The sequence below is a fragment of the Micromonospora rifamycinica genome (assembly GCF_900090265.1).
Classification (GTDB): domain Bacteria; phylum Actinomycetota; class Actinomycetes; order Mycobacteriales; family Micromonosporaceae; genus Micromonospora; species Micromonospora rifamycinica.
This window is the reverse complement of sequence record NZ_LT607752.1, coordinates 2,415,259-2,440,880: the sequence shown is the minus strand read 5'-3', so window position 1 is coordinate 2,440,880 and position 25,622 is coordinate 2,415,259. Positions and strand designations below refer to the sequence as shown.

22 protein-coding genes and 2 pseudogenes are annotated in these 25,622 nt (G+C 70.5%); 14 read left to right on the top strand and 10 right to left on the bottom strand.

Features of this window, described 5'->3' with window-relative positions; translation table 11 throughout:
* The first annotated feature begins 54 nt into the window (after positions 1 to 54).
* The 4 genes from GA0070623_RS09750 to GA0070623_RS09735 all read left to right on the top strand — a co-directional run bounded on the left by GA0070623_RS09750 (position 55) and on the right by GA0070623_RS09735 (position 4,563).
* Positions 55 to 1,062: a diacylglycerol/lipid kinase family protein gene (locus tag GA0070623_RS09750; protein ID WP_067310103.1), complete on the top strand. Its 1,008-nt coding sequence runs from the start codon at positions 55 to 57 to the stop codon at positions 1,060 to 1,062.
* Entirely contained in the window at positions 1,055 to 2,056 is a 1,002-nt protein-coding gene (locus GA0070623_RS09745; RefSeq protein WP_089003989.1) for a YihY/virulence factor BrkB family protein, read from the top strand. The genes GA0070623_RS09750 and GA0070623_RS09745 overlap by 8 nt, the downstream gene beginning before the upstream one ends.
* Before the next feature lie 82 nt (positions 2,057 to 2,138).
* Positions 2,139 to 3,632: a phosphatase PAP2 family protein gene (locus GA0070623_RS09740; protein WP_067310051.1), complete on the top strand. Its 1,494-nt coding sequence runs from the start codon at positions 2,139 to 2,141 to the stop codon at positions 3,630 to 3,632.
* A 10-nt stretch (positions 3,633 to 3,642) separates the two neighbouring features.
* Positions 3,643 to 4,563 carry an endonuclease/exonuclease/phosphatase family protein gene (locus GA0070623_RS09735; RefSeq protein WP_067310048.1) on the top strand — a complete coding sequence of 307 codons (921 nt, stop codon included), beginning with the start codon at positions 3,643 to 3,645 and terminating at the stop codon, positions 4,561 to 4,563.
* Between the two features lie 478 nt (positions 4,564 to 5,041).
* Here the strand turns inward: GA0070623_RS09735 and GA0070623_RS09730 are convergent, their stop codons facing one another.
* The gene (locus GA0070623_RS09730; RefSeq protein WP_067310045.1) at positions 5,042 to 6,004 is read right to left on the bottom strand and encodes a TIGR03557 family F420-dependent LLM class oxidoreductase; all 963 of its coding nucleotides are present in this window, start codon (positions 6,002 to 6,004) and stop codon (positions 5,042 to 5,044) included.
* A 426-nt stretch (positions 6,005 to 6,430) separates the two neighbouring features.
* Between GA0070623_RS09730 and GA0070623_RS09725 the strand changes: the two genes are divergently transcribed.
* Complete coding sequence (locus GA0070623_RS09725; RefSeq protein WP_067310042.1) at positions 6,431 to 7,819, top strand: cellulase family glycosylhydrolase; 1,389 nt, start codon at positions 6,431 to 6,433, stop codon at positions 7,817 to 7,819.
* A 168-nt stretch (positions 7,820 to 7,987) separates the two neighbouring features.
* Here GA0070623_RS09725 and GA0070623_RS09720 read toward each other — a convergent pair whose 3' ends face one another.
* The 4 genes from GA0070623_RS09720 to GA0070623_RS09705 all read right to left on the bottom strand — a co-directional run bounded on the left by GA0070623_RS09720 (position 7,988) and on the right by GA0070623_RS09705 (position 13,635).
* On the bottom strand, positions 7,988 to 10,183 hold the full coding sequence (locus GA0070623_RS09720) for an alpha-galactosidase (RefSeq protein ID WP_089004294.1): 2,196 nt from the start codon (positions 10,181 to 10,183) through the stop codon (positions 7,988 to 7,990).
* Between the two features lie 227 nt (positions 10,184 to 10,410).
* A complete protein-coding gene (locus GA0070623_RS09715) occupies positions 10,411 to 11,331 on the bottom strand; it encodes a carbohydrate ABC transporter permease (protein WP_067314823.1) in 921 nt (306 codons plus the stop codon).
* Complete coding sequence (locus GA0070623_RS09710; RefSeq protein ID WP_067314825.1) at positions 11,328 to 12,287, bottom strand: carbohydrate ABC transporter permease; 960 nt, start codon at positions 12,285 to 12,287, stop codon at positions 11,328 to 11,330. The genes GA0070623_RS09715 and GA0070623_RS09710 overlap by 4 nt, the downstream gene beginning before the upstream one ends.
* A 22-nt stretch (positions 12,288 to 12,309) precedes the next feature.
* Positions 12,310 to 13,635 (bottom strand): ABC transporter substrate-binding protein, encoded by a 1,326-nt coding sequence (locus tag GA0070623_RS09705; protein WP_067314827.1) that lies wholly within the window; start codon positions 13,633 to 13,635, stop codon positions 12,310 to 12,312.
* A gap of 281 nt (positions 13,636 to 13,916) precedes the next feature.
* Between GA0070623_RS09705 and GA0070623_RS09700 the strand changes: the two are divergent.
* Positions 13,917 to 15,964, top strand: a pseudogene (locus tag GA0070623_RS09700) (beta-galactosidase).
* Positions 15,965 to 16,004: 40 nt separating this feature from the next.
* On the top strand, positions 16,005 to 16,781 hold the full coding sequence (locus tag GA0070623_RS09695; RefSeq protein WP_067314832.1) for a DeoR/GlpR family DNA-binding transcription regulator: 777 nt from the start codon (positions 16,005 to 16,007) through the stop codon (positions 16,779 to 16,781).
* Between the two features lie 55 nt (positions 16,782 to 16,836).
* Here GA0070623_RS09695 and GA0070623_RS09690 read toward each other — a convergent pair whose 3' ends face one another.
* Both GA0070623_RS09690 and GA0070623_RS09685 read right to left on the bottom strand, forming a co-directional pair.
* Positions 16,837 to 17,115 carry a hypothetical protein gene (locus tag GA0070623_RS09690; RefSeq protein ID WP_067314834.1) on the bottom strand — a complete coding sequence of 93 codons (279 nt, stop codon included), beginning with the start codon at positions 17,113 to 17,115 and terminating at the stop codon, positions 16,837 to 16,839.
* Complete coding sequence (locus GA0070623_RS09685) at positions 17,109 to 17,366, bottom strand: DivIVA domain-containing protein (RefSeq protein WP_067314837.1); 258 nt, start codon at positions 17,364 to 17,366, stop codon at positions 17,109 to 17,111. Before GA0070623_RS09685 ends, GA0070623_RS09690 begins: the two co-directional genes overlap by 7 nt.
* Before the next feature lie 435 nt (positions 17,367 to 17,801).
* On the opposite strand from GA0070623_RS09685, the gene GA0070623_RS09680 reads away from it, so the two are divergent.
* From GA0070623_RS09680 to GA0070623_RS09660, 5 genes and pseudogenes are all read left to right on the top strand, one after another.
* The gene (locus GA0070623_RS09680) at positions 17,802 to 18,665 is read left to right on the top strand and encodes a helix-turn-helix domain-containing protein (protein WP_067314839.1); all 864 of its coding nucleotides are present in this window, start codon (positions 17,802 to 17,804) and stop codon (positions 18,663 to 18,665) included.
* The gene (locus GA0070623_RS09675) at positions 18,662 to 18,889 is read left to right on the top strand and encodes a DUF397 domain-containing protein (RefSeq protein ID WP_089003988.1); all 228 of its coding nucleotides are present in this window, start codon (positions 18,662 to 18,664) and stop codon (positions 18,887 to 18,889) included. The genes GA0070623_RS09680 and GA0070623_RS09675 overlap by 4 nt, the downstream gene beginning before the upstream one ends.
* A 125-nt stretch (positions 18,890 to 19,014) precedes the next feature.
* Complete coding sequence (locus GA0070623_RS09670; protein ID WP_089003987.1) at positions 19,015 to 19,242, top strand: DUF397 domain-containing protein; 228 nt, start codon at positions 19,015 to 19,017, stop codon at positions 19,240 to 19,242.
* 125 nt (positions 19,243 to 19,367) lie between these two features.
* Positions 19,368 to 19,478: pseudogene (locus GA0070623_RS30345) on the top strand (DUF397 domain-containing protein); the annotation flags it as partial.
* A gap of 463 nt (positions 19,479 to 19,941) precedes the next feature.
* Entirely contained in the window at positions 19,942 to 22,668 is a 2,727-nt protein-coding gene (locus GA0070623_RS09660) for a phosphatidylinositol-specific phospholipase C domain-containing protein (protein ID WP_172898385.1), read from the top strand.
* Positions 22,669 to 22,753: 85 nt separating this feature from the next.
* On the opposite strand, the gene GA0070623_RS09655 is transcribed toward GA0070623_RS09660, so the two are convergent.
* Positions 22,754 to 23,740 (bottom strand): AEC family transporter, encoded by a 987-nt coding sequence (locus GA0070623_RS09655; RefSeq protein WP_067313591.1) that lies wholly within the window; start codon positions 23,738 to 23,740, stop codon positions 22,754 to 22,756.
* Between the two features lie 54 nt (positions 23,741 to 23,794).
* Positions 23,795 to 24,172 (bottom strand): winged helix-turn-helix transcriptional regulator, encoded by a 378-nt coding sequence (locus GA0070623_RS09650; protein ID WP_067313609.1) that lies wholly within the window; start codon positions 24,170 to 24,172, stop codon positions 23,795 to 23,797.
* Between the two features lie 117 nt (positions 24,173 to 24,289).
* On the opposite strand from GA0070623_RS09650, the gene GA0070623_RS09645 reads away from it, so the two are divergent.
* Together GA0070623_RS09645 and GA0070623_RS09640 are read left to right on the top strand one after the other, a co-directional pair.
* On the top strand, positions 24,290 to 24,655 hold the full coding sequence (locus tag GA0070623_RS09645) for a DoxX family protein (RefSeq protein ID WP_067313593.1): 366 nt from the start codon (positions 24,290 to 24,292) through the stop codon (positions 24,653 to 24,655).
* 58 nt (positions 24,656 to 24,713) lie between these two features.
* Positions 24,714 to 25,148 carry a hypothetical protein gene (locus GA0070623_RS09640; RefSeq protein WP_067313595.1) on the top strand — a complete coding sequence of 145 codons (435 nt, stop codon included), beginning with the start codon at positions 24,714 to 24,716 and terminating at the stop codon, positions 25,146 to 25,148.
* Here GA0070623_RS09640 and GA0070623_RS09635 read toward each other — a convergent pair.
* Positions 25,122 to 25,553, bottom strand: coding sequence for an NUDIX domain-containing protein (locus GA0070623_RS09635; RefSeq protein ID WP_172898384.1), 432 nt, complete (start codon positions 25,551 to 25,553; stop codon positions 25,122 to 25,124). The genes GA0070623_RS09640 and GA0070623_RS09635 overlap by 27 nt on opposite strands.
* Between the last annotated feature and the right edge of the window lie 69 nt (positions 25,554 to 25,622).

The window sequence follows — 25,622 nt, the reverse complement described above, 5'->3', positions numbered from 1 at the left end:
AACGTCGGTCGTCGCCGGGTCGCTGACCGGGCCGGGGTGCTGCACACTGACGCCGTGGACGGTGCAGAGCAGAAGCGTACGGCGGCCGGCGACGACCGGGCCCCGCGCTCGGCGGTGGTGGTCAACCCGACGAAGGTGGCCGATCTCGACGAGTTCCGCGCGACCGTGGACGAGGCGCTCGCCGCCGCCGGCTGGCCCGCCCCGACCTGGTACGAGACCACCGCCGAGGACCCCGGCCGGGGCCAGACCCGGCAGGCCGTCGAGGCCGGGGCCGAACTGGTCTTCGCCTGCGGCGGCGACGGCACCGTGATGGCCTGCGTCACCGCGCTGGCCGGCACCGACGTCGAGCTCGCCGTGCTGCCGCAGGGCACCGGCAACCTGCTCGCCGCCAACCTGGGGCTCTCCAACGACCTGGCCGCCGGCCTCCAGGTGGCCGTCGAGCGCGGACGCCGCCGGCTGGACGTCGGCGTCGTCGACGACCAGTGCTTCGCGGTGATGGCCGGGATGGGCTTCGACGCGCAGATGCTGGCGGACACCTCCGAGACCACCAAGGCCCGGATCGGCTGGCCCGCCTACGTGATGGGAGCGGCGAAGCACCTGCGGGACCGGCCGATGCGGCTCACCATCCGCATCGACGACCGGCCGCCGGTGCGTCGCCGGGCCCGCACCGTGCTGGTCGCCAACGTCGGACGGCTCCAGGGCGGGGTCCGCCTGCTCACCGACGCCGAGCCCGACGACGGCTGGCTCGACGTCGCGGTGCTCACCCCCAACCGGGTGCGGCACTGGCTCGCCATGGGCTGGGCACTGGTCCGTCGACGAGGCAGCGTCCCCCGGATGGAGGTCCACCGGGCCCGCAGGGTCGTCATCACCAGCAACCGGCCCCAGCCCCGGCAGCTCGACGGCGACCTGATCGCGCCGGGGCGCACCCTGACCGCCGAGATCAAACCCGAGTCGCTCTGGCTCTGCGTGCCGCGCCCGGCCCAGGACCCGGACCTGGCCCACGACGCCGACGCCGCAGCGAAGCGCGGTGAGAAGCTGGTCGAGGAAGCCCGCCGTGAGTAGCACCAAACTTGTCCCCGAGACCCGGTTGATGGCGTCGGACGAACTCTCCGCCGACGACGCCTGGCGGACGCTGCGCCGGCCCGGGGGCTGGCAGCTGCTGCGCGACGCGTTCATCCGCTTCCGCTACGGCGACGGGTTCAGCCACTCCCGGGCCTTCGCCCTGCAACTCTGCCTGGCCGTGGTCCCGTTCCTGATCGCGCTCACCGGCCTGATCAGCGACCTGGGCGTCGAGGAGGGCGGCCGGGTGGTCGCCGACACCGTACTGGCGCTGACCCCCGGGCAGAGCGAACAGGTGGTACAGGACCTCCTCGGCGACGGCGACCGCACCGAGCGCGCCGGCGAGCTGGCGCTGACCCTCGGCCTGATCACCGGCCTGGTGGCGTTGACCACCACGATGGCCCAGATCGAGCGCGGCGCGAACCGGATCTACGGCGTGGAGCGGGACCGCCCCGCGCTGTGGAAGTACCTGCGGGCGGCGGTGCTCGCCGTGGTCGCCGGCCTGCCCGCGCTGGCCGGGTTCCTGATCCTGGTCGGCGGCGGGGCGATGGGCGAGTCGGTGCAGCGGCACTACGAGTGGGGTGACCTCGCCGCCGGTGCCTGGGAGGTGGTGCGCTGGCCGCTGAGCCTGGTGCTGACCGTGGTCGCGGTGGCGGTGATCTTCCGGCACGCCCCCCGGCGCAAGCAACCCGGCCTGTCCTGGCTCTTCTTCGGCGCGGGCATCGCCACCGTCCTGTGGTGGCTGGCCAGCCTGCTGCTCGCCGCGTACGTCAGGTTCAGCGGCGGCTTCGGCCAGACGTACGGGGCGTTGACCGGGATGATGGCGCTGCTGCTGTGGGCCAACCTCACCGGTATGGCGCTCTTCGGCGGGCTGTCCTTCGCGGCCCAGTTGGAGGCGACGCGGATCGGCGCTCCGGAGCCGGCCCAGCCGGACCTGTGGGAGCCCGAGACCGAGCGGGTGGAGCTGCTCGACACCGGCGAGATGACCGCGCTCTGAGCCCGCCACACCGGACGGGCGTGTACGCGGCGGCGGAATCGGGTACAGCGCGCCTCGCCACGTCGACGCAGGGAGGTGCGGGTTGACCGCGGTCAAGGACACGACGGCCCGACGGCCGCTCGGCCATTTCGCCGAACGGAGCGTCGTCGGCCTGCTGGCCGTGGCCGGCGCGGGCGTGGCCTTCGGGCTGCTGCTCATGCTCGTCCGGTTCAGGTGGAGCCCGATGTACCACGCCGACCACGAGGTGGCCGAGTGGTTCAACGGGCTCGTCGCGCCGCACCACGCGCTGGTCACCGTGCTCCAGGCGGTCACCGACCTGGGCGGCCGACCGGTGCTGATCTGGCTGGTCACCATCGCCGTGGTGACCCTGCTGATCCGTCGCCAGTCCCGGCTGGCGGTCTACCTGATCGTGACCGGGGTGGGCGGGCTGATCCTCGATCCGTCGTTGAAGGCCCTGGTCGGCCGGCTCCGCCCGGTGGTCGACGTGCCGGTCGCCAGCGCCCCCGGCAACAGCTTCCCCAGTGGGCACGCGCTCGGCTCGTTCGTCGCCTACGGGGCGTTGCTGCTGGTCTTCCTGCCGGCCATGGCGCCCCGATGGCGTAAGCCGGCGATCGCCATCGTCGCCGTGCTGGTGGCGCTGGTCGGGCTGACCCGGATCGCGCTCGGCGTGCACTTCGTCTCCGACGTGCTCGGCGGCTGGCTGCTCGGCGCGGCCTGGCTCGGCGTCACCGCGTACGCGTTCCGGCTGTGGCGGCGCGAGCGGGGTCGGCCGGTGCCGCCGCTGACCGAGGGGCTGGAGCCGGAGGCCGGTGACAAGATCACCCCGGCCCCGGCCGAGGAGCACGTGCTGGAGCACCCCCGCTCGTCCGTCGCCGAGCTGCTGGTCGGCTGGGTGATCGTCTTCGGCGCGCTCTACGCCTTCGGCAGCTACGTCAGCTACCACGCCAAGGGCACCGTCTTCGAGACCATGGACACCGAGGTGCCGCGCTGGTTCGCCGCCCGGCACACCGACTTCCTCACCGAGCTGAGCTGGTGGTGGAGCAAGTTCGGCGACACCCACGCCATCCTGATGGTCTCGCTGGTCTTCTGCCCACTGGTGCTGGCCGTCTGGAAGCGCTGGCGGCCGGTGCTGTTCGTGGTACTGGCGCTGATCGGGGAGCTGAGCCTCTTCCTCGCCTCGGCCCGGGTGGTGGACCGGCCCCGCCCGGCGGTGGAGAACCTGGACGGGCAGATGCCCACCTCGTCCTTCCCGTCCGGGCACATCGCGGCGACCACCTGCCTCTGGCTGGCCATCGCGATCATCGTGTTCGTCCGGACCGACCGCTGGTGGCGGTGGCTCTTCGTGGCGCTGGCCGTGATCATGCCGGTCGGGGTGGCGGTCTCCAGGATGTACCGGGGGATGCACCACCCGACCGACTTCATGGGCGCGCTCATCCTCAGTGGCCTGTGGATCGGCCTGCTCTACTGGGTGATCCGGCCCAACGCCGACGTCTACCAGGGCAACCGGCCGGAGATCGAGTCGGAGCAGGTCGACGAGCTGGACGACGAGCTGGCCAAGGCCGGTCGGCCGGAGTGAGCTGTCAGCCGTGCTGCGGGTGATGACCTGGAACATCAGGACCGGCGGCCGGGACCGTACCGGGCCCGACCGGCGGGACCTGGTGTGCCGGGTCGTCGCCGCGCAGGCCCCCGACGTGCTGGCCGTGCAGGAGCTGCGCGGTTTCGACCGGCCGGGCGTGCTGGCCGGGTTCGCCGACCGGGTGGGGATGCGAGCACACCTGGCCCGCAGCTGTTTCGGCCAGCCGGTGGCCGTGCTGGTCCGCCCGTCGTGGTCGACCCGGTCCGCCGGGCCGGTCCGCCGGCCGTTCCACCACGCGGCGCAACGGGTGGAGCTGGGCACCACCGCCGGCCCGCTCACCGTGCTCAGCGCGCACCTCGACCCGTACACCGGGCTGCGGCGGCGTATCGAGGCCGGCTGGCTCGTCGGGGCGGTGCGCCGCGCGCCGGGGGAGCTGGCCCTGCTCGCCGGTGACCTGAACACCCTCGACCCGGGCACCGACCACACCGACCGGGTGGCCCGGCTGCCGGCGGCGTACCGGCGGCGGCACCTGCGCCGCGACGGGCGGACCGTGGACACCCGGGCGGTGGCCCGGCTGCTCGCCGCCGGCCTGGTCGACCTCTGGACCCACGCCGCCGGCCCGCCCGCCCCGACCGATGCGCCCGCCCCGACCGATGCGCCCGCCCCGACCGATGCGCCCGCCCCGACCGATACCGCGGGGTGGGGCGGTGCGGCCGCGTCGGGCGAGGCCGGGCTGACCGCGCCGACCCGGTACGGCGGCGGGGGCGAGTTCTCCGGCATGCGGCTGGACTACCTGTTCGGCGGCCCGGCGCTCGCCGCCCGACTGCGGGCCGTCCGGGTGGTCCGCGGCGGCGACGCCGAATACGCCTCCGACCACTACCCGGTCGTCGCCGAACTGGACCTCGACCCGGCCCCGATGGGGGAACCGTGACACGTCTTCATGCCGCTCAGGCATGAATATGACAGACGGGCATACCTGCTTCAGGGTAGAGGTCGTACCGGCACGGACTGTGCTACGCCTGGTGACGGGTTCTTCCCCGTTCCCATGACCGTGGGGCACTCCGCCGGCACTGTTGCCGGGGTGGTCGCTGCTTCCGCTGGGCCGCCATGATCACATTGCGATTTTGCGTACTCGCCTCGGCGTGTCGTGTACAAAATCGCAATGTGATCATGGTTCGGCTCCTGGATGGCGTCCTGGCCCGTCTCGCTGGGTAGATCCACTCAAGGTCGGCGAGGTGGGGGTGTCTGGTCCCGCCCTACGGCGCTACATCGGCTCCCGTGAGGCATGGTGGGGGTGGTCCTCGGGTTGGCTGGGTGCCCAGCCGGCACCCGACCCGGTTCTTCTCGTCAGAGGACCAGGTTGACCAGGCCGGTCAGGGCGGTCGACCCGTCCCGACCGGCCACCGTGGTCACAGTTCGCGGAGTCGGGGCAGCAGCTGCTCCTGCGCCCAGTCCAGGAACATCGGCTGGCTGTCCCCGCCGACCTGCACGATCGCCACGTGGGTGAAGCCGGCGTCGACGAAGGCGCGGAACGCCTCGACGTGCCGGTCGACGTCGGGGCCGCAGGGGACGCCGTCGGCGACGTCCTCCTCCCGGACGAACTGGGTGGCGGCGGCGAAGGCGTCCGGGTCGGGCAGGTCGGCGTTGACCTTCCAGCCGTTGCCGAACCAGCGGAACTGGTCGTGCACGATCTTGCGGCACTCGGCCTCGTCGGGGCCGTAGCAGATGGCCACCTGGCCGTATCGGGGCTGCCCCGCGCCGCCCGCGTCGTCGTAGAGCTGGATGATCCGGGAGTCGGGTTCGGTGGCGACGATGCCGTCGGCGTACTCGGCGGCGAGCGCGGCCGACGACGGCCCGGACGCGGCCACGGCCATCGGGACGGGGCGTTCCGGCCGGTCCCAGACGAAGGCGTCGGGGACGTCGAAGTGGTTGCCGGAGAAGGTCAGCGTCTCGCCGTTGAGCAGGGGACGGATGATCTGGAGCGCCTCGGAGAACATCTCGTGCCGTTGCTGCACGTGGGGCCAGCCGCCGACCACGTGCTCGTTGAGGTTCTCCCCGGCGCCGAGGCCGAGGGTGAACCGGCCGTCGGACAGCACCCCGATGGTGCTGGCCTTCTGCGCGACCACGGCCGGGTGGTAGCGGCGGATCGGGCAGGTCACGAAGGACATCAGCTCGGCCCGGCTGGTGGCGTGGGCGACCGCGCCCAGCACCGACCACGCGTAGGGGGAGTGGCCCTGCGCGTCGAGCCACGGGTAGTAGTGGTCGGACATGACCAGCTGGTCGAAGCCGGCGGCCTCCGCCCGTACCGCGTGGTCGACCAACTGCTTGGGACCGGTCTGTTCGCACATCAGGGTGTAGCCGACGCTGACCATCCTGGTTTCTCCTTCCGGGAGACGATCGTCACCGGATACCCCTGCCCACTACCGGTCAACCTCGGTTACCGCCGCGTCACCCGACGGGGTGCCCACCGGCGGCGGCCCACCGGTCCGGCGGGCCGCTCTTGACGGTGTCGATGCCACCGTCTAGCCTCCGACTTAACCGGTTCAGGCTGGTGGTGTCACATCCTGTGGTGGGGATGACTGCCGCCGGTGGCGACCCGCGTCCGGCGTGGGTCGCCACCGGATCTGGCGGAAACAGCCCAGCAACTTAACCGGTTGCCTTCGCGATCCCATCGGCCTACGCTGATCCGCACGCGGCCAGGGAGTCCGGCGGCGGCTGTCGGGCTGCAGCCGAGCGCCACCGTCACCAGCATCGCCACCCCGCCAGGGCAACGGGGTCGACCCTTCCTGAGGAAACCCATGAAGAAGCGACTCTCCGTCGCCGCCGTCGCCCTGCTCACCGTGCTCACCGCCGTGTTCGCCTTCGGGCAGCCGGCCCAGGCCGCGGCCGGCTTCTCGGTCTCCGGTGGCAAGCTCTACGACGCCAACGGCACCGAGTTCGTCATGCGTGGCGTCAACCACGCCCACACCTGGTACCCGCAGCAGACCACCTCCTTCGCCAACATCAAGGCGCTCGGCGCGAACACCGTGCGGGTGGTTCTGGCCAGCGGCGACCGCTGGACCAAGAACACCGCTGCCGACGTCAGCAACGTCATCTCGCTCTGCAAGGCCAACAAGCTGATCTGTGTGCTGGAGGTGCACGACACCACCGGCTACGGCGAGCAGGCCGGGGCGATCACCCTGGACCGGGCGGTCGACTACTGGCTGAGCATCGCCAGCGCCCTGCAGGGCCAGGAGCGGTACGTCATCGTCAACATCGGCAACGAGCCGTACGGCAACCAGGGCTACGCCACCTGGGCCACCGACAACGCCAACGCGATCAAGCGGCTGCGGGCCGGCGGGCTCACCCACACGATCATGGTGGACGCGCCGAACTGGGGTCAGGACTGGTCGTTCACCATGCGGGACAACGCGGCCGGGGTCTTCGCCGCCGACCCGCAGAAGAACACCGTCTTCTCCATCCACATGTACGGCGTCTTCGACACCGCCGCCGAGATCAGCGACTACCTGGGCCGGTTCCGCACCGCCAAGCTGCCCATCGTGGTCGGCGAGTTCGGCTTCGACCACTCCGACGGCAACCCCGACGAGGACACCATCCTGTCGTACACCCAGGCCAACGGGATCGGCTACCTGGGCTGGTCGTGGAGCGGCAACGGCGGCGGCGTGGAGTACCTGGACATGACCACCAACTTCAACCCGGCCGCCCTGACCACCTGGGGCCAGCGGATCTTCAACGGCGTCAACGGCATCAAGTCGACCGCGAAGGAGGCGTCGGTCTACTCCGGCACCACCCCGCCGCCCACGACCCCGCCGACCACGCCGCCCACGACGCCGCCGACCACCACCCCGCCGCCGACCACCCCGCCGGTCACGACCCCGCCGGCGACCGGTGGCTGCACCGCGACGTACACGGTCATCGGTTCGTGGCAGGGCGGGTTCCAGGGTGAGGTCAAGGTGACCGCCGGCAGCGCGGGCGTCAACGGCTGGACCGCGAAGTGGACCTATGCCAACGGCCAGACCGTCAGTCAGGCCTGGAACGCCTCGCTGAGCAGCAGCGGCAGCACCGTGACCGCCCGCAACGTCGACTACAACGGTCGGCTCGGCGCCGGGGCCAGCACGGCCTTCGGCTTCATCGGCAGCTGGAACGGCAGCAACCCGGTCCCCACGGTGACCTGCACCGCGAGCTGACCACCCCGCCCTACCGGTGGCCGGGCACTGCGGGGCCCGGCCACCGCCCGTGCGTGACCGACTCATTCGACTCATCGGGGGCGAGGTAATCGGGGCGAGGTAGCGGTACCGACCATCGGGGATGCCGCAATTTCGTCCCGGATGAGTCGATCAAGCGCCCCGTGCCGGTCAGTCGACGGCGTCGACCTCCAACAGCAGCGCCTGCTCGGGGTGCAGGGCCGGCAGGTGCAGGCCCACCGCGGCCAGCACCGCACCCGCCAGCGTCACGGCGGGCAGCCAGCCGGGGGCGGTGATCTGCAACGTGGCCGGCTCCGGCACCCCCTCGGCGGGGCGGACGGCGTACCGCCGGGTCGGGTCGAGGCCGGGCAGGCGGACCGGGCCGGGGGTCTGCGCGACGGAGGTGGCCAGCCGGGACACCGCGTACACCGCGCGGGAGCGGTCGCGGGCCACCACGCCGTGCGCCTGCACGGCCGGGTCCGGGTGGTCGAGCCGGACCACCCGTCCGGTGTGCAGCAGCGGCCGGAGCCGCTTGTGCAGGGCCACCCAGGCGGCCAGTTCGGCCCGCTCGGCGGTGCTGATCGCGCCGATGTCCCACTCGATCCCGTGGTGGCCGAAGAGCGCGGTGACCGCCCGGAAACCCAGGTCGTGCACCCGACCGGTGGTATGCGAGCGGCCCGGGCCGATGTGCGTGCCGATCAGCTCCGGGGGCAGCAACAGGCCGGTCCACCGCTGGATCGACAGCCGTTCCAGCGCGTCGTTGCAGTCACTGGCCCAGACCCGGTCGGTACGCCGCAGGATCTCCAGGTCGACCCGGGCGCCGCCGGACGAGCAGCTCTCGATCTCCAGGTGCGGGTGCCGGGCGCGCAGCTCGTCGAAGAGCCGGTAGGCCGCCAGGGTCTGGGTGTGCACCCCGGGCCGGCCGGCGTGCCCGGCCTCGGTGAGGTCCCGGTTGTGGTCCCACTTGAGGTAGTCGATGCCGGGGTACCCGGTCAGCAGAGCGTCGAGTCGGTCGAGCAGGTGCGCGTACGCCGCCGGGTTGGTCAGGTCGAGCACCTGCTGGTGCCGCCACGGCAGGGGCAGCCGGCCGGGCGCGGTGAGCACCCAGTCGGGGTGGGCGCGGAACAGGTCGGAGTCGGGGTTGACCATCTCCGGTTCGACCCAGAGCCCGAACTGCATGCCGTGCCCGTGGACGTGGTCGACGAGCGGCCCCAGCCCGGTGGGCCAGACGTCGGCGTCGACCTGCCAGTCGCCCAGGCCGGCCCGGTCGTGCCGGCGGCCGGTGAACCAGCCGTCGTCGAGGACGAACCGTTCCACCCCCACCTCGGCGGCCCGGTCGGCGAGCGCCCGCAGCCGGTCCAGGTCGTGGTCGAAGTAGACCGCCTCCCACACGTTCAGGGTGACCGGGCGCGGCGTGCGCGGGTGTTGCGGGCGGGCGCGCAGATGGGTGTGCAGCACGTCGCTGAGCCCGTCCAGCCCGGTGCTGGAGTGCGCCGCGTAGAGCAGCGGGGTGGCGTACTCGTCGCCGGGGCCGAGGACGATCTCGCCCGGGGCGAGCAGCTCCCCGCCGCCGAGGGTGGACTCCCCGGTCGGGCGGCGTTCGGCGGCGGTCACGTGGTCGCCGCTCCACGCGGTGTGCACCGCCCACACCTCGCCGTGGCCGAAGCCGAACCCGGTGGTGCCGGCGACCAGCAGCAGGGTGGCGTCGTGCCCGGTGCGGCCGTGCCGGCCCTCCCGGACCCAGGCGCCCAGCGGCCACGGGTGCCGCTGTGGCGCGCGCTCGCGGCACCACCGCCCGGTCAGGTCGAGCAGTTCGGTGGCGACCGCCGGCACCGGCAGCACCGGCGTCAGCTCGCGTACCTCGTAGGGCTGGTCGGCGTCGTTGCGCAGCCGGTGCCGCACGGTCAGCACCCCGACCGGGTCGAGGGTGATCTCGACGGTCAGGGTCAACCCGACGCCCGGGTCCGTCGCCCGCACGCTCACCCGCGCCGCGCCGACTCCACCCCGGTCATCCTCCTCATGGGCTACGCGCACCGCGTCCCCCACGTCGCCACGCGGATCATCGACGTCGATCGCGTCGAGGCGGAAGGCGGTCGACCAGTCCCGTCCGTGGCGGTGGCCGGCGAGGCCGGGCCGACCGCTCCAGCCGGCGCTCGCCTCGGGCAGCAGGGACAGCACGGTCGGCGCGTCGAAGCTGCTCGGCACCACCGGCGGCACGGTGGCCCCGACCAGGGCCGGCAGGTCGTCGGCGGGCACCGGACCGAGGTCGGCCCCCCAGTGCACGACGCGGGGCAGCCCCGGGCCGCGCGCGTCGAGTACCAGGCTGGTACGGCCCCGGCGCAGGTGGATCACGGTCGGATCGGTCATGGCGCTCATCTCCGATGCGGGCACCCGGCGTCCGTCACTGTGGGTGAGGTCGAGGGGTGTCGGTAGCGCGCGAGAGTGGTATGCCTGTGGGGCATATTTATGCCTGTCAGGAATACCGCTCTCGCGCGTACAGGTGGGCGGGGGCGGTGGGGGCCACCGAGATCGTCAGGTGTGGGCGGGGGCGGTGGGGGCCACCGAGATCGTCAGGTGTGGGCGGGGGCGGTGGCTCAGCCTTTGGACGCCCCCAGGGTCAGGCCCTTGACGAACTGCTTCTGCAGCAGGAAGAAGATCACCAGGGTGGGGACGGCGACCAGCACCGAGCCGGCCGACACCAGGTTGTTGTCGGTGAAGAACTCGCCGCGCAGGTTGTTCAGCGAGCTGGTGACCGGGAACTTGTCGCCGGTACGCATCAGCACGGTGGCCCAGAAGAACTCGTTGTAGATCCAGGTCACCTCCAGGGTGGCCAGGGCCGCCAGCGCCGGCCGGCACAGCGGCATGGTCACCTGCCAGTACTGCCGCCAGATGCTCGCCCCGTCCACCATGGCCGCCTCGTACAGGTCGCGGGGGAGCGCCTTCATGTAGTTGCTCAGCACGAAGACACAGAAGCCGCACTGGAAGGCGACGTTGACCAGGATCAGCCCCCAGTAGCTGTCGTAGAGCAGCTCGGAGTCGCTCATGAACTCGGGCAGCGGGACCTCGGTGAAGATCCGGAACAGCGGGATCAGCAGCGCCTGCTGGGGCAGCAGGTTGGCGGCGGTGAAGAGCCCGAGCAGGACGATGTTGAGCTTCCAGCTGAACCGGGCGATCACGAACGCCACGCAGGAGGCGAGGAAGAGCGTCAGCAGCACCGCCGGGACGGTGATGTAGACCGAGTTGAGGAAGTGCTTGCCGAACTCGGCGGTCCGCCAGGCGGTGACGTAGTTGTCGAGGGTCCAGCCGCCGAACGAGACGTACCCGTTGGTGGCGGTGTACTCGTAGGACCGCAGCGAGGTCAGCACCGCCCAGAGGATCGGGAAGAGCCAGCCGACGGCGACCGCGCCGAGGAACAGGTGCAGCACCACCCGGGCGGGACGTAAAGGCCGACGGCGCGGGGCAGGCTCCGCCGCCGGCTCCGACACCGGTGCACGGGTGGTGGTCGACGCGCTCATCGCCGGTTCTCCCTCATGACGACGGCCAGGTAGATGGTGATGAAGACCAGCGAGACGGCCAGCATGATGGTCGCCAGGGCAGAGCCGAAGCCGATCCGGCTCGCCTCGCCGACCACGTTCTGGGTGACCAGGGCGGAGATCAGCTCCAGGCCGTTGCGCCCCTTGTTGATCACCCAGACCAGGTCGAACGCGCGCAGCGACTCGATCACCGTCACCACCAGCACGATGATGTTGATGGGCCGCAGCACCGGGAAGACCACCCGGAAGAAGGTGCTGGTCTCCGAGGCCCCGTCGACCGAGGCGGCCTCGCGCAGCGACGGGTCGACACCCTTGAGCCCGGCCAGGTAGAGCAGCATGATGTAACCGACGTGCCGCCAGCCGGCCGCGACCAGCACCGCCCAGATGTTGACGTTCGGGTCGCCGTACCAGTCGGTCTGGCTGCCCAGGACGGCGTTGAGTAGCCCCTGGTCGCGGGAGTAGATGAGCTGCCAGACGAAGCCGATCAGCGCCAGCGAGAGCACCACCGGCAGGTAGAGCGCGGTCTGGTAGAACCGGCTGCCCCGGATCTCCTTGTCGAGCAGCACGGCGAGGAACATCCCGAACGGGGTGGCGACCACGAACAGCGCGGCCAGCCAGAGCAGGTTGTTCTGCATCGCCGGCACGAACGGCGGATAGATGTTGATCACGTCGGAGTAGTTGCGGGCACCGACCCAGTCGATGTCGCCCAGCGGGCCGATGCCGTCCCAGTCGGTGCCGGAGAGCGCCACGGTGGCCAGCGCGGGCAGCCAGACCAGGGCGACCACCAGTAGCAGCGGCACGACCACCATCAGGGTGATGACCACGCGGTCGGTACGGGACAGGAGCCGTAGCCGCCGGCCGCGACCACCCCGGGAGGGGGCGGTCGGGGCCGGCGACGTCACGGCGTGATCCGCTTGGATCAGGGGCAGGTCGGACACGACGGTCCTCCCCCTCTCGCCGTCAGCTGGTGAAGATCGACTTTTTCTGGTTCTCGATGCTGTTGACCAGCCCGTCGATGTCCCTGGGGTTCTTGATGAACTGCTGGAGCGCCGGGATGATCACGGTGGAGGCGAAGTCCGGCCGGGTGTCCCGGTCGAGGAACTGGGCGATCTCGGTGGCCGAGCCGACCAGCTCGGCTGCCTTCTTCTGCAGGGCGGTGTAGCCGCTGGTGTCCGCGCCGCTGTTAGCGACCAGGGTGGTCGGGTCGTTCTTCACCGTGATGTCGGCGGCCTCCTTCGAGCCGACGAACTCCAGCAGCTTCTTGGCGTTGGCCTCGGACTTCGGCTTACGGGCCAGCATGTAGCCGTCGATCGGCGCGTCCAGCGCCTTGGCCCCGATCGCGGGGTCGATCTCGGGGAAGGTGAAGAAGTCGATGTCGTCCTGCTCGTCGGCGCCGAACTGCTGGGCGACGAAGAGGCCGAGCAGGTACATGCCGCTCTTCTTCTGCTGCAACGACTGGGCGGCCTCCTGCCAGGTGCGGCCCAGGCTGTCCGGCTGGTGCAGCGGCAGCAGGCCGTTCCAGGTGTCGAAGACCTTCTTCACCTTGTCGGAGGTCCACGCCTCCTTGCCGGCCATCAGGTCGATGTGGAACTGGTAGCCGTTGATCCGCAGGTTGAGGATGTCGAAGGTGCCCATCGCCGGCCAGCCGTCCTTGTCGGCGAAGGCGATCGGGGTCAGGCCGTCCTTCTTCATCTGGGTGCTGAGAGCGGTGAGCTGGTCGAGCGTGGTCGGCACCTGGTAGCCGTACTGCTTCCAGACCGACTTGCGGTAGAACATCGCCCACGGGTAGTACGACGACGGCACGAAGTACTGCTTGCCGTCGTCGCCGGTGGACGCCTTCTTGAACGCGTCGGAGTAGCCGGAGAGCTTGCCCCACACGTCGCTGATGTCGCCGGTGAGGCCCTTGGCGGCGAAGAACCGCATCCGGTAGCCGGCGAACCACATGAACACGTCGTCCGGCTTGCCCTGGAGGTAGTTGTTGATGTTCTCCTGGTAGGTGTTGTGGTCCACCGTGTTGATCTTGGGAGTGACGCCGGACGCGGTGGTGAACCCGTCCATCACCTTGGCGATGACCGCCTTGGGTTGCGGGTCGGACTGGTTGGAGCCGACCGACACCTCTTTGCTGTCGCTGCCCGAGTCGGAGTCGGAGCCGCAGCCGGCGAGCAGCCCGGTGCCGAGCAGCGCGCCCGCGCCGGCCCCGGCGAGCAGGGAGCGTCGGCCGATGCCGGCGACGGAGGGCGGTACGAGCCGGGCCAGGTACTCGGCTTGGGTGCGGGGACGGGACATGGTGCCTCCTGCGGATGAAGAGGTGCGCTGCGCCCGAGGGCCGTCAGTGGTGGTGGGAGAGGGTGGTTCGGGAATGCCAACATAGATCCACCGAGAACCAACATGGGCAAACACAAACTCCCGGTGGCGCTTGAAGCTACCCGTCCGTGCGGCGCTGTCAAGAGGGCAGCTCCGGATCGATATCCGAGCGCTGGCAGGCGATCCAACAGGTAAACGTTGGAAAATCGACCGGTGTTGGAAAGTGTTGACTTGATCGTCCGCTAGGGGCACGCTCTGCTCTCATGCGGCAACACGGCAGCTGGCAGGGCGACGGGATCCACTTCGGCGCCGACTACAACCCCGAGCAGTGGCCCGAGCGGGTCTGGACCGACGACGTGGCCCTGATGCGCCGGGCCGGGGTCAACCTGGTCTCCGTCGGGATCTTCTCCTGGGCACTGCTTGAACCCTCCCCCGGGCGGTACGAGTTCGACTGGCTCGACCGCGCCCTCGACGTCCTGCACACCGGCGGCATCCGGGTCGACCTGGCCACCGCCACCGCCAGCCCGCCGCCGTGGCTGGCCCACCGGCACCCCGAGACGCTGCCCCGGACCGCCGACGGCACCGTGCTGTGGCCCGGTGGCCGGCAGGGCTACTGCCCCAGCTCGCCGATCTTCCGGGAGCGCTCGCTCGCCCTGGTCGAGGCGGTCGCCGACCGGTACGCCGAGCACCCCGCCGTGGTGATGTGGCACGTCTCCAACGAGCTGGGCTGCCACAACGTGCACTGCTACTGCGACGTCAGCGCCGAGGCGTTCCGGGGCTGGCTGCGCGAGCGGTACGGCGACCTCGACCGGCTCAACGACGCCTGGGGCACCACCTTCTGGAGTCAGCGCTACCACGACTGGGCCGAGATCAACCCGCCGCGCGCCGCGCCCACCTTTGCCAACCCCACCCAGCAGCTCGATTTCCTGCGCTTCTCCTCCGACGAGCAGCGGGCACAGCTCCGCGCCGAACGGGAGGTGCTCAAGCGGCGGGTCGGCCAGCCGGTCACCACCAACTTCATGGTCGGCATGGGCGTCAAGCACATGGACTACCACTCCTGGGCGTCCGACGTGGATTTGGTCGCCAACGACCACTACCTGACCGTCACCGACCCCAACGCCCACCTCGGCCTGTCGTTCGCCGCCGACCAGACCCGGGGCGTCGCCGGTGGCGACCCGTGGCTGCTGATGGAGCACTCCACCAGCGCGGTCAACTGGCAGCCCCGCAACGTCGCCAAGACCCCCGGCCAGCTCCGCCGCAACAGCCTCACCCACGTGGCGCGCGGCGCCGACGGGGTGCTCTTCTTCCAGTGGCGGGCCTCCCGGGCCGGCGCGGAGAAGTTCCACTCCGCCCTGGTCCCGCACGCCGGCCCGGACACCAAGGTCTTCGACGAGGTCTGCCGGCTCGGGGCCGACCTCAAGGCCCTGGCCGAGGTACGCGGCAGCCGGGTCGAGGCCGAGGTAGCGATCCTGTTCGACTGGGAAGCCTGGTGGGGGTCGAGCTGGACTCCCACCCGAGCGTCGACGTCACCTACACCGACCGGATGCGGGCGCTCTACGACGCGCTGTGGCGGGCCGGGGTCACCGCCGACGTGGTGCACCCGTCGGCCGACCTGTCCGGCTACCGGCTGGTCCTCGTCCCCACCCTCTACCTGGTCCGCGACGCCGACGCCGAGGCGCTGCGCCGGTACGTCGCCGGGGGCGGGACGGTGCTGGTGACGTACTTCAGCGGGATCGTCGACGAGCACGACCACATCCGGCTCGGCGGCTACCCGGGGGCGTTCCGGGAGCTGCTCGGGGTGCGTACCGAGGAATTCTTCCCGCTGCTGCCCGGCGACCGGGTCACCCTCGACGACGGGTCCACCGCCGACGTCTGGACCGAGTGGCTGCACCCGGAGGGCGCCGAGGTGGTGGCGTCCTACGAGGACGGCCCACTGCCCGGGGTGCCCGCGCTGACCCGGCACCGGGTCGGCGACGGCACCGCCTGGTACCTGGCCACCCGGCTCGACGAGCCGGCCACCGACGCCCTGGTGGCCCGGCTGCTCGCCGGGGCCGGGGTCCGGCCGCCGGTCGCCGCCCCGGCCGGCGTCGAGGTGGTCCGCCGCCGCGCCGACGACCGGTCCTGGCTGTTCGTGGTCAACCACACCGAGACCGAGGCGACCCTCGACGTGACCGGCACCGACCTGCTCACCGGCCAGCCCTGCGGCGGCACGCTGCGGGTGCCCGCCGGGGAGGTCGCGGTGGTCCGCGAGGAGCGGGCGGCGACCGGGGCGGTCCCAGCGGCTGAACCACCCCCGGCCGCAGCGGCCTGACCTGCGTACCGTTCCCTCGTCCGCGCGGTTGGGAGGTCCGATGCTCGCTCAGCAACGGCAGAACGCCATCCTGGAGCTGATCCGGCAGCGCGGCGGGGTGCGGGTCAGTCACCTGGTCAGCCGGTTCGGCGTCTCGGACATGACGATCCGGCGGGACCTGGAGGTGCTCGCCGAGCGGGGACTGGTCGACAAGGTGCACGGCGGGGCGACCCTGGCCGGTCCGGGGTCGGCCGAGGAGCCCGGCTTCGCCGCGAAGTCGATCCGCCAGCAGGACGAGAAGCGGGCCATCGCCGGTCGGGCCGCCCGGATGGTCGAGCCCGGGATGGCCGTCGCGCTGTCGGCCGGCACCACCACCGCCGCGCTGGCCACCCTGCTCGGCGACGTCCCCGGGCTGACCGTGGTGACCAACTCGATCCCGGTCGCCGACGCGCTCTACCAGAACCCGCGCGTCGACCAGACGGTGGTGCTGACCGGCGGCATCCGTACCCCGTCGGACGCGCTGACCGGGCCGGTGGCCGAGGCGGCGATCCGTACCCTGAACGTGGATCTGCTCTTTCTCGGCGTGCACGGGATGAGCCCGCGCACCGGGTTCACCACCCCCAACCTGCTGGAGGCGGCGGTCAACCGGCGGCTGATCGGCGCGGCCCGGCACCTGGTGGTGCTGGCCGACCACACCAAGTGGGAGACGATCGGCATCGCCACCATCGCCCCGCTGGCCGAGGCCGACCTGCTGATCACCGACGCCGGGCTGCCGGCGGACGCCCGCCGACAGATCGGCGAACAGGTCGGTGAGCTGGTCGTCGTCGAGGTCGACTGACCCTGGCCGCCTGGCCGCCTGGCCGCCTGGCCGCCTGGCCGCCTGGCTGCCCGGCTCACCGGTCCGGGTCGCACGGCCCGTCGTGGTCGGCCCGCGCCCGGCAGCGCCGCCGGCCCGGCAGCATCCGGTCACAGAACACCCACCGTCGTACGTGCTGGGCGTCCTCGGCGGACACGGTGGCCCCGGCGACCTCGACCCCGGGCACCAACGCCAACGACCGCGCCAGCGCGTACGCGAACCGCGACGCCTGCTCCCGGTCCCCGGCCGTGACGGGCAGGTGCAGCACGAAGCGTGGACCGTCGTCCCGGCTGGGTGCCGGGTCCTGGCTCACCATTGACCCCCGTTTGCCCGGGCGCTGCGGCGGTCCCGCAGCAGCCGTTTGAGCGTGGTGTTCTCCTCGGTCAGCCGGGCCACCTCCTGATGCAGGCTGGCCAACTCCAGCGCGAGCCGGTGCAGGAACCGGCGTACCTCCCGGGGGTCGAAGCCGCGCCGGGCGAAGCCGGCGGTGGGGAACTGGTGGTCGCGGACCAGGCTCGGATGCAGCCGGGCCGGCAGGGTGCCGTCGTGGCGGGCGTCGCGGATCATCGGTCGCCTCCTGGTGGGTGTTGGAGGGGCGGCCCTGGCGGAGGGGAATTCCGGGCAGGGCCGCCCCGCCCGGCGACCGCAGCCTCATTCGGCGGGTACGGCGGCCGGGCTGCCGTGGATGTGCAGGCGTCGCGCGGTACGGGGTCGCGGTGACCCCGGCCGCCGTGATAGATATTCAGCAAGTCGGTCGGAGCCGACAGACGAATGCGAATGCGGCTCCATGTTGAGACCCGACGAGATTCGGTATGCGGCTGCCACCCGCGAGGCCGTCTCCCGTCACCTTCTCGGCTGTTGGCACAGCCGCGGTTACTGCGCTTGCACCGGGCGTCCCCGGGGGCCGGTGATCACCCTCACCCGAAGGCCACATTTCCAGTGGGCTGGAACTGGAGCAATGGTTCCTTCGCGGGCCTCGTCAACTTTTTCGAGAGGTGGATCATGCCGCACAAGCCGTTCATACGGACCCTGCGTGCGCAGTGGCTCGGGCAACAACTCCGTGCCCTCCGGGAAGAACGCGGAATGACCTTGAAACTCGTTTCGGAGCACCTACAACGTGACATGTCGGCGCTCGGGCGCTACGAGCGGGCGGACTGGCCGATCCGCAAGGGTGACGTCGTCGCACTGCTCGACCTCTACGGCTTCCATCACGCCGCCGAGCGGGCCCGCCTGTTGGCGCTGGCCGAGGACGTGTGGCGCACCGACCGCTGGGACGAGGACTACGGCGACGTCGTCGACTCGTCCTTCATCGAGTACCCGTGGCTGGAGGGCCGCGCCGACAAGGTGTGCTGCTTCCACATGACCCTGGTGCCGGGGCTGCTCCAGACCCGGGCCTATGCCGAGGCGGTGATTCGGAACGCGGCGGATCCGGAGGCGTCCGAGTCGATGATCAACCGCTGGGTCGAGCTACGGCTCTCGCGGCAGGAAGTGCTCTCCAAGGAGCGACCGCTCACGATCAATGTCGTCATCGACGAATCCGTCGTGCGTCGCCGGGTAGGTGGTCCCAATGTTCTTCGGGACCAGCTCGCACACCTGGTAAAACTCCAGGCCCTACCGCAGGTTCGTATCCAGATCATGCCGTCCTCGGTCGCCCTCCACCAAGGGCTCGACGGCACGTTCTGGATCTTCCACCTTCCCGAGCCGTACCCTGCGGTTGCTTACGTCGAATCCCTCGGTGGCCGGCTCTACATGGAGTCGCCCAAAGCCGAACGCTTTCTCCATGCGTACGATCGATTGTCGAAGTCCGCACTCAGCAAGGACGAGTCGACCGCCCTGATGGGGGCCATTGCAGAGGAGTTGGCATGAACGACGCTATGCCCGAGGTTGCCTGGCACATCAGCACCAAGAGTGACAGCAACGGCGGGAGTTGTGTGGAGGCGGGGCCGTTGCTCGATGGTTCCGGTCGGGTGGCGGTGCGGCACAGCAAGGCGCGGGATGCGGCGACGATCGTCTACACGGCCGACGAGTGGACGGCGTTCGTCGGCGGTGTCAAGGACGGCGAGTTCGACTTCACCGCCCCTTCTCGCTGAGTGTCGGCTGTCGGGGAGATCTTGGAGGATTTCGGCCCTCCTGGGGGCCGTTTGCTTCCAAGATCTCTCCGCGCCGGTTGTCGTTGACATGTCGATCGTCTTTACGGCGTTGCAGAGGAGTTGGCATGAACGACGCTATGCCCGAGGTCGCCTGGCACATCAGCACCAAAAGCGCGAGCAACGGCGGAAGCTGTGTGGAGGCGGGGCCGTTGCTCGACGGCTCGGGTCGGGTGGCGGTGCGGCACAGCAAGGCGCGGGATGCGGCGACGATCGTCTACACGGCCGACGAGTGGACGGCGTTCGTCGGCGGTGTCAAGGACGGCGAGTTCGACTTCACCGCCCCTTCTCGCTGAGTGTCGGCTGTCGGGGAGATCTTGGAGGATTTCGGCCCTCCTGGGGGCCGTTTGCTTCCAAGATCTCTCCGCGCCGGTTGTCGTTGACATGTCGATCGTCTTTACGGCGTTGCAGAGGAGTTGGCATGAACGACGCTATGCCCGAGGTCGCCTGGCACATCAGCACCAAGAGCGACAGCAACGGTGGGAGTTGCGTGGAGGCGGGGCCACTGCTCAATGGTTCCGGCCGGGTGGCAGGTGAACGTTTGACGATTGCCGCCGCCGGCCGTCCGGCAGCCGTGCTCGGTCAGGCCAGCCCACGAAGCTGGCGTGAATGGGACGACCTTGCGGGTGTGGTCGGCCACCCACCGACCCAGCGTGGGCAGGCGACCGGGATCTCATTGCCGCAGAGTGCCGAACCTCGCCAGCACCGGGGCCTGGCCGGCCATCCGGCATTTAACCGCGTCGTCATCCACAGTAGAGATCGCGATGGCGGAGGGGTGCCGTACCCTCGCGGCCGTGAACCAGTCGACCGCACGATTTGCCGGCATGTTCAGCCATGCCACAGGCCCATTCCACCCACGACAACGCCATCCCCGGGGATCGTCGGTTGCCAGGTTCCGGCCACGATCGCGCTCGTACGCGCGGGCCATGAGCGTGTGCTCGGTTGCTGTCCTGTCCCTGGCCACGACGGTGGCGGTGGTCCCCGGCAGGCCGGCGATGGCAAGCGACTGGGCGGGGGACATCACCGAGGCGTCACCCGCCAACCGGACGTGGATGACCGAGCTGCCCAGCTCGACCAACCTGGCCTGGATGTCGATCCCGGGCACCCACGACAGTCTCGCGATGTGCGGCTCGTCGTCCAGCTCGAACCCGCCGGCCCCGATCGACCCCAGTTGTGACCCGATCAGCACGGGGATCACCAAGACGCAGGAGTTCCACGGCTGGAGTGGCGAGACCCTCACGACCCAGTACAACGCCGGCATCCGGGCCATCGACATCCGGGTACGCGTCGACAAGAGCGACGGGGGATTGAAGTTCACCGTCCACCACGGTCCCTACTACCAGTACGCGAACTTCGACGACGTACTCGGAAGGACCCGTGACTTCCTGGCGGCCAACCCGGGCGAGACGATCCTGCTGAACCTCAAGGCCGAGTGCCTCGGCGGGAGCACCTCGTGTTCCGACGCCAGCGGCTATCCCGGCGACACGTGGGCGACCAGGATCTTCCAGGGATATCTGGACGGGAAGACCTATACCGGTGTCGGGAACGACACCATCCCCGGCACGTCCTACCGGGACCTGTTCTACGACGAGTCGGTCGACGCCGACGGCCGGGCCGCCACCCCGACCCTGGGCGACGTGCGCGGCAAGGTCGTCCTCACCGGGTTCCGCAACAAGAACGGCAGCCTCTTCAGCGGGTACGGATTGCAGGCCCTGTACCCCAACAACAATGGCGGCAACGAGTACATCCAGGACGACTGGGAAATCGACACGATGTTCGACATCGACGAGAAGTGGGAGAAGGTACGCACGCACCTGCGCAGGACCAATGGCGTCTGGGACCAGCAGCGACCCGGCGAGAAGGAGTACCCCTACCAGCCGGACGCGCTCTACCTGAACTACCTGAGCGCCAGCGGCAAGAGCGGTAGCGTCTGGCCGAGGACCGTCGCCGAGGGCGGCAGCGTCACCGGGGTCAACGAGTTCCTCATCCAGTGCCTGCACGGGACCGACGGCCGGTGCCCGGAGTTCTATCCCGGCCGGCCCGACAGCTTCGGCGGCCAGCCGGCACTCAAGCGCTTCGGCATTCTGATGATGGATTTTCCCGGCGGCAAGCTGCTGGACGAGATCCTCGCCTACAACCGGGACTGGCCCCCCGCCGGCGTCCAGTTCCCGCCGCTGCGGGTCATGCCGCTCGGTGATTCCATCACCTACGGCGAGCAGAGTACGGACGGCAACGGCTACCGCCGAAAGCTCTACGAGAAGCTGCACGTCAGAAGCAACGTGGTGGATTTCGTCGGCTCGGTGAAGACCGGCTCGATGGTCGAGAACGCCCACGAAGGTCACCGTGGCTGGCGTATCGATCAGATCGCGACGGCTGCCGTCTGCTGGGCGACCCAGTACCAGCCGAACGTGATCACGTTGCACGCCGGGACGAACGACATGAACCAGGACTTCAACCTGGCCCAGGCACCCCAGCGGCTCAAGAACCTGATCAGCCAGGCGTTGCAGGATTCGCCGAAGGCGGTGGTCGTCGTCGCGAAGCTGATCCCGACCGGTAAGGCCGGCCTGCAACCGCGCATCGACGCCTTCAACGCCCAGTTGCCGCGTATCGTCGACGAGTTGCGCGCGGCGGGCAAGCGGGTGGTTCTCGTGGACACCGATGATCTCACGATCGACGACGGTCTGGAGAACGACTCCCACCCCGACGACGAGGGTTACGACAAGCTCGGGCGGGACTTCTACGCCGGTATCGTGACGGCGAAGGATCTCGGCTGGATCCGCGACTACGACCCCGAGAACACCGATTCGACCTGTGACGACCCGAGCGACAGCGACCCCGATTCCGGGATCACCGCGCTCGGTGAGGGGTGGCGCAAACTGGGTGTCATCGCCTCGGGCATGCAACGTCCCGGGAACTACGCCCGGACCGAGATCGCCGACATGGACGGCGACAAGCGGGCCGACTACGTGCAGATCCGTAAGGACGGCACGGTCCGGATCGCGATCAACACCGAGGATCTGCCCGGACAACCCACCTGGCTCTACTGGGGTGGTGGGACGGGGACCTTCGCGCCGGCCGGTGTCCACGAGGTGCCGTCGGATCCGTCGGCCCCGTCCTTCGCGGATCAGCTCCGGTTGGCCGACATGGACGGTGACGGCCGTGACGACGTGCTGGTGGTGTCCGAAGTCGGGGCGATGGAGGTCTATTACAACAATGGACCGTCCGGGTTCGTGCGCAAGGCCGGTGACATTGCTCCGGTGAGCAACGTCAATCGTGACCACATCCGGTTCGCCGACGTCAACGGCGACGGCCGCGACGACTACCTGCGCCTGGGCGCCACCGGTGAGGTGCACGCCTACGTCAACTACCCGACGTCGCTGGACCCCGGTGCCACCCGGACCACCGCGTGGCAGGTCAGGCTGAGCTGGGCGCCCGGCGTGAACGGGGCCAGCCGGTTCAACCTGCGCTTCGCCGACGTCGACAACGACAAGCGGGCCGACTACATCATGGTCGGCGAACAGGGCAACGTGCACGCCTTCCTCAACCGGGGCGGGAAGGACGCCGGCGGGTTCGAGCAACATCTCAACTTCGCCTACGAGTCCGGCTATCCCGGTGAACACGTCCAGTTCAAGGACATCAGCGGCGACGGGAAGGCCGACTACCTCGTCGTCTACCGGGAGGGCGCGGTCCGCGCCTGGCTCAACCGCGGCGGCAACCTCTGATCGACCGGCAGGGAGGGGGTGCCCACCGCCGTGACGGTGGTGGGCACCCACGGCCCAGCCTGTGACGTCAGCCCGAGGGGTGGGCCTACCCGAGCAGCGTGGCCGTCGTCGCCAGGGTGGCCAGCGACAGTGTCGTGGTCACCACCACCGCCCGGTTGGCCACCGCCCCGCCGACACCGTACTCCTGGGCGAAGATGAAGGTGTTCTGTGCTGTCGGCAGGCCCGCGCACACCACCACGGCCAGCAGTTGCGGCGCGGGCAGGTGCAGGGCCAGCCCGGCCGCGTACGCGATGGCCGGCTGCGCGACGAGCTTCAGCGCGGTGATCACGGCCAGCTCCGCCGGCTCGGCCCGTTCGGCCCGTTCGGTGGGCTCGGTCGGCTCGGCCCGTTCGGTGGGCTCGGCCCGCTCGGCCCGCTCGGCCCGTGACGGTGGCGCGTGGTACAGCGACGCGCCGAGCGCGACCAGGGCGGCCGGAACCGCGGCGCCCGACAGCAGGGTGAGCGTCGCGCCGGCCGCCGACGGCAGGTGCAGGTCAGCGGCCGAACATGCGACACCGAGCAGCGACGCCAGGATCACCGGGTTGCGTACCGGCAGGGAGGCGATACGGCGGACCCGTACCCGCCCGGCCGGGTCGCTGTGCCGGTCCAGGGCGACCAGGATGATGGGTGTCACCACGAGCACCTGCAGCAGCACCACCTGCGCCAGGAACGACACGTCGCCGAGAATCTGCGTGGCGATCGGGATGCCGAGGTTCGCCGAGTTGACGTAGCCGGCGGCCATGCCCCAGACGGGCCGTTCGCCGGGCTCGCGGCCGAACAGCCGGCCCGCGCTGACCCACCCGAACCCGACGACCGCAGTGGTGCTCGCTCCGAAGGCGAGCAGCGGGCGGCCGGCGAGCCCGGAGAGCGGCATCCGGGAAAGGGCCAGGAACAGGGCTGCCGGCATCGCCAGATGGAACACGAACCGGCCGAGCACCGACGCCACCGCCTCGCCCAGCAGACCCCCACGGCAGGCCGCGTAGCCGACCGCGGTGAGGAGCCAGATCGGCACGAACCCCGCCACCAGGCTCATACCGGCGTCACCGGCGGGCGGCGTCGCGTCGGCTCAGGGACTGGCGGGCGTCCGTCATTCCGGCGGGGTCTGGTGGCGGGCTCGGCTCGCCTCGATGTGGGGGACGTGTTCGATGGCCCAGCCGGCGAGGGCCAGCGCGGGCGGGATGAGGCTCTTGCCGGTGGGCGTCAGCGCGTACTCCACCCGGGGCGGGACCTCCGCGTACGCCGTCCGGGACACCAGGCCGTCGTGCTCCAGGTGGCGCAGGGTGAGCGTCAACATGCGCTGGGAGATGCCGGGGATCTGCTGGTGCAGCTCGGTGAAGCGCAGTGCGCCCCCGTCGAGGGTCGCCACGATCAGCAGTGTCCATTTGTTGCAGATGCGGTCGAGGATCGCCCGGATCGTCCGGCCGCCGTCACCCCGGATCAGGCAGGTGTGTTCGTACTGGGACATGACCATCCTCTGTGCGTTACGCACATCCGTGTGCCTTTTGTAAGCCCCTCGATACTGACACATGATGTGGCTACTTCCTTCTCGTAACCATCGAGCCCAGTGCCGAAGGAGCCCGTCATGACCCTTGCCTACTGGATCGTCGCCGCCCTGCTGGCCGTCTTCTACCTGTATGCCGGGGGCAAGAAGGCCACCCAGAGCCGGGAGCAGCTCCAGCCGATGATGGGCTGGGTCGACCGCGTACCCATGCCGTTGGTCCGGACCATCGGGGTGCTGGAGGTTCTCGGCGCGGTCGGCCTGGTCCTGCCGCCGCTGACCGGGATCGCACCCTGGCTCGCGGTCGCGGCGGCAGTCGGGTTCGTCCTGATCCAGGTCGGCGGCATCGCGGTGCACCTGTCCCGGGGGGAGACCCGCCAGATCGGGCTCAACGTCGTCCTGCTGGTGACCGCCGCCGTCGCCACCTGGCTGGCCACCACCTGGGTCTGAGCCGGACGAGGGGTCGTCCGCTCGCCGACGCGCCGCCCGCACCAGGCAGAATGCCGGGATGGCACTCGACAGGTCCGGGAAGTGGTGGCGTGGGGAGAACGTGGACGACCTCGCCGACTACCTCCGGCACTTCGCGGCCGGCGGCTACCCGGTGGCCACGGTGGTGGAGTCCCGGTGCGCCGGGTGCGACGGCCGTGCCTTCCGTGTCGACCTCGACGAGGAGGAGGCGACCCGGCGGACCTGCCTCGCCTGCGGCGCGGTCGCCTTCATCGGCGACAGCGCCGACTACTGGGACGAGGCCGGTCACGAGCCCTGCGCCTGCCCCTGCGGGGGTGAGGAGTTCGCCGTCGCGGTCGGCTACGCGCTCGGTGCCGACGGCGAGGTGCGCTGGGTCAGCGTCGGCCTGAGGTGCCTCGACGACGGCACGCTCGGCGTCTACGCCGACACGAAGATCGACTACCTGCCGTCACGCCACCTCCTCGATCAGGCCTGAGGCGGCCGGCCGGTCCAGGGCGCGGAGCAACGCCGGCAGGCCGCCGTTCACGAGGGGTAGCCCGTCCAGCTCGCTGAGCCCGACCCAGGCGAGGTCGTCATGCTCGTCGGGCGCACGGTTGGTGGGGGAGCCGAGCCAGGCTCCGACGTGCCAGACAGCCACGTGTACGGCGTCCTCGCCGCTGCCGGCCCACAGGTCACCCACCCGTGAGCAGGCCTCCGCGACGATCTCGACGCCGACCTCCTCGCGCAGCTCACGGGCGAGGGCCTGGCGTTCGGACTCGCCCGCTTCGACGTGGCCGCCGGGCAGGTCCCAGAGATCCGGGTACGCCCGGCGGGTCGGACTGCGGTGCACCAGCAGGACCGCGTCGTCCACCACGAGCGCGCCACAGACGACGATGTGCATGCCGGCATTCGAGCACAGGGGTCTGACAGTCGGGCCACGGTCGGGCGCGGTCGTCCGAAATTCGGTGTC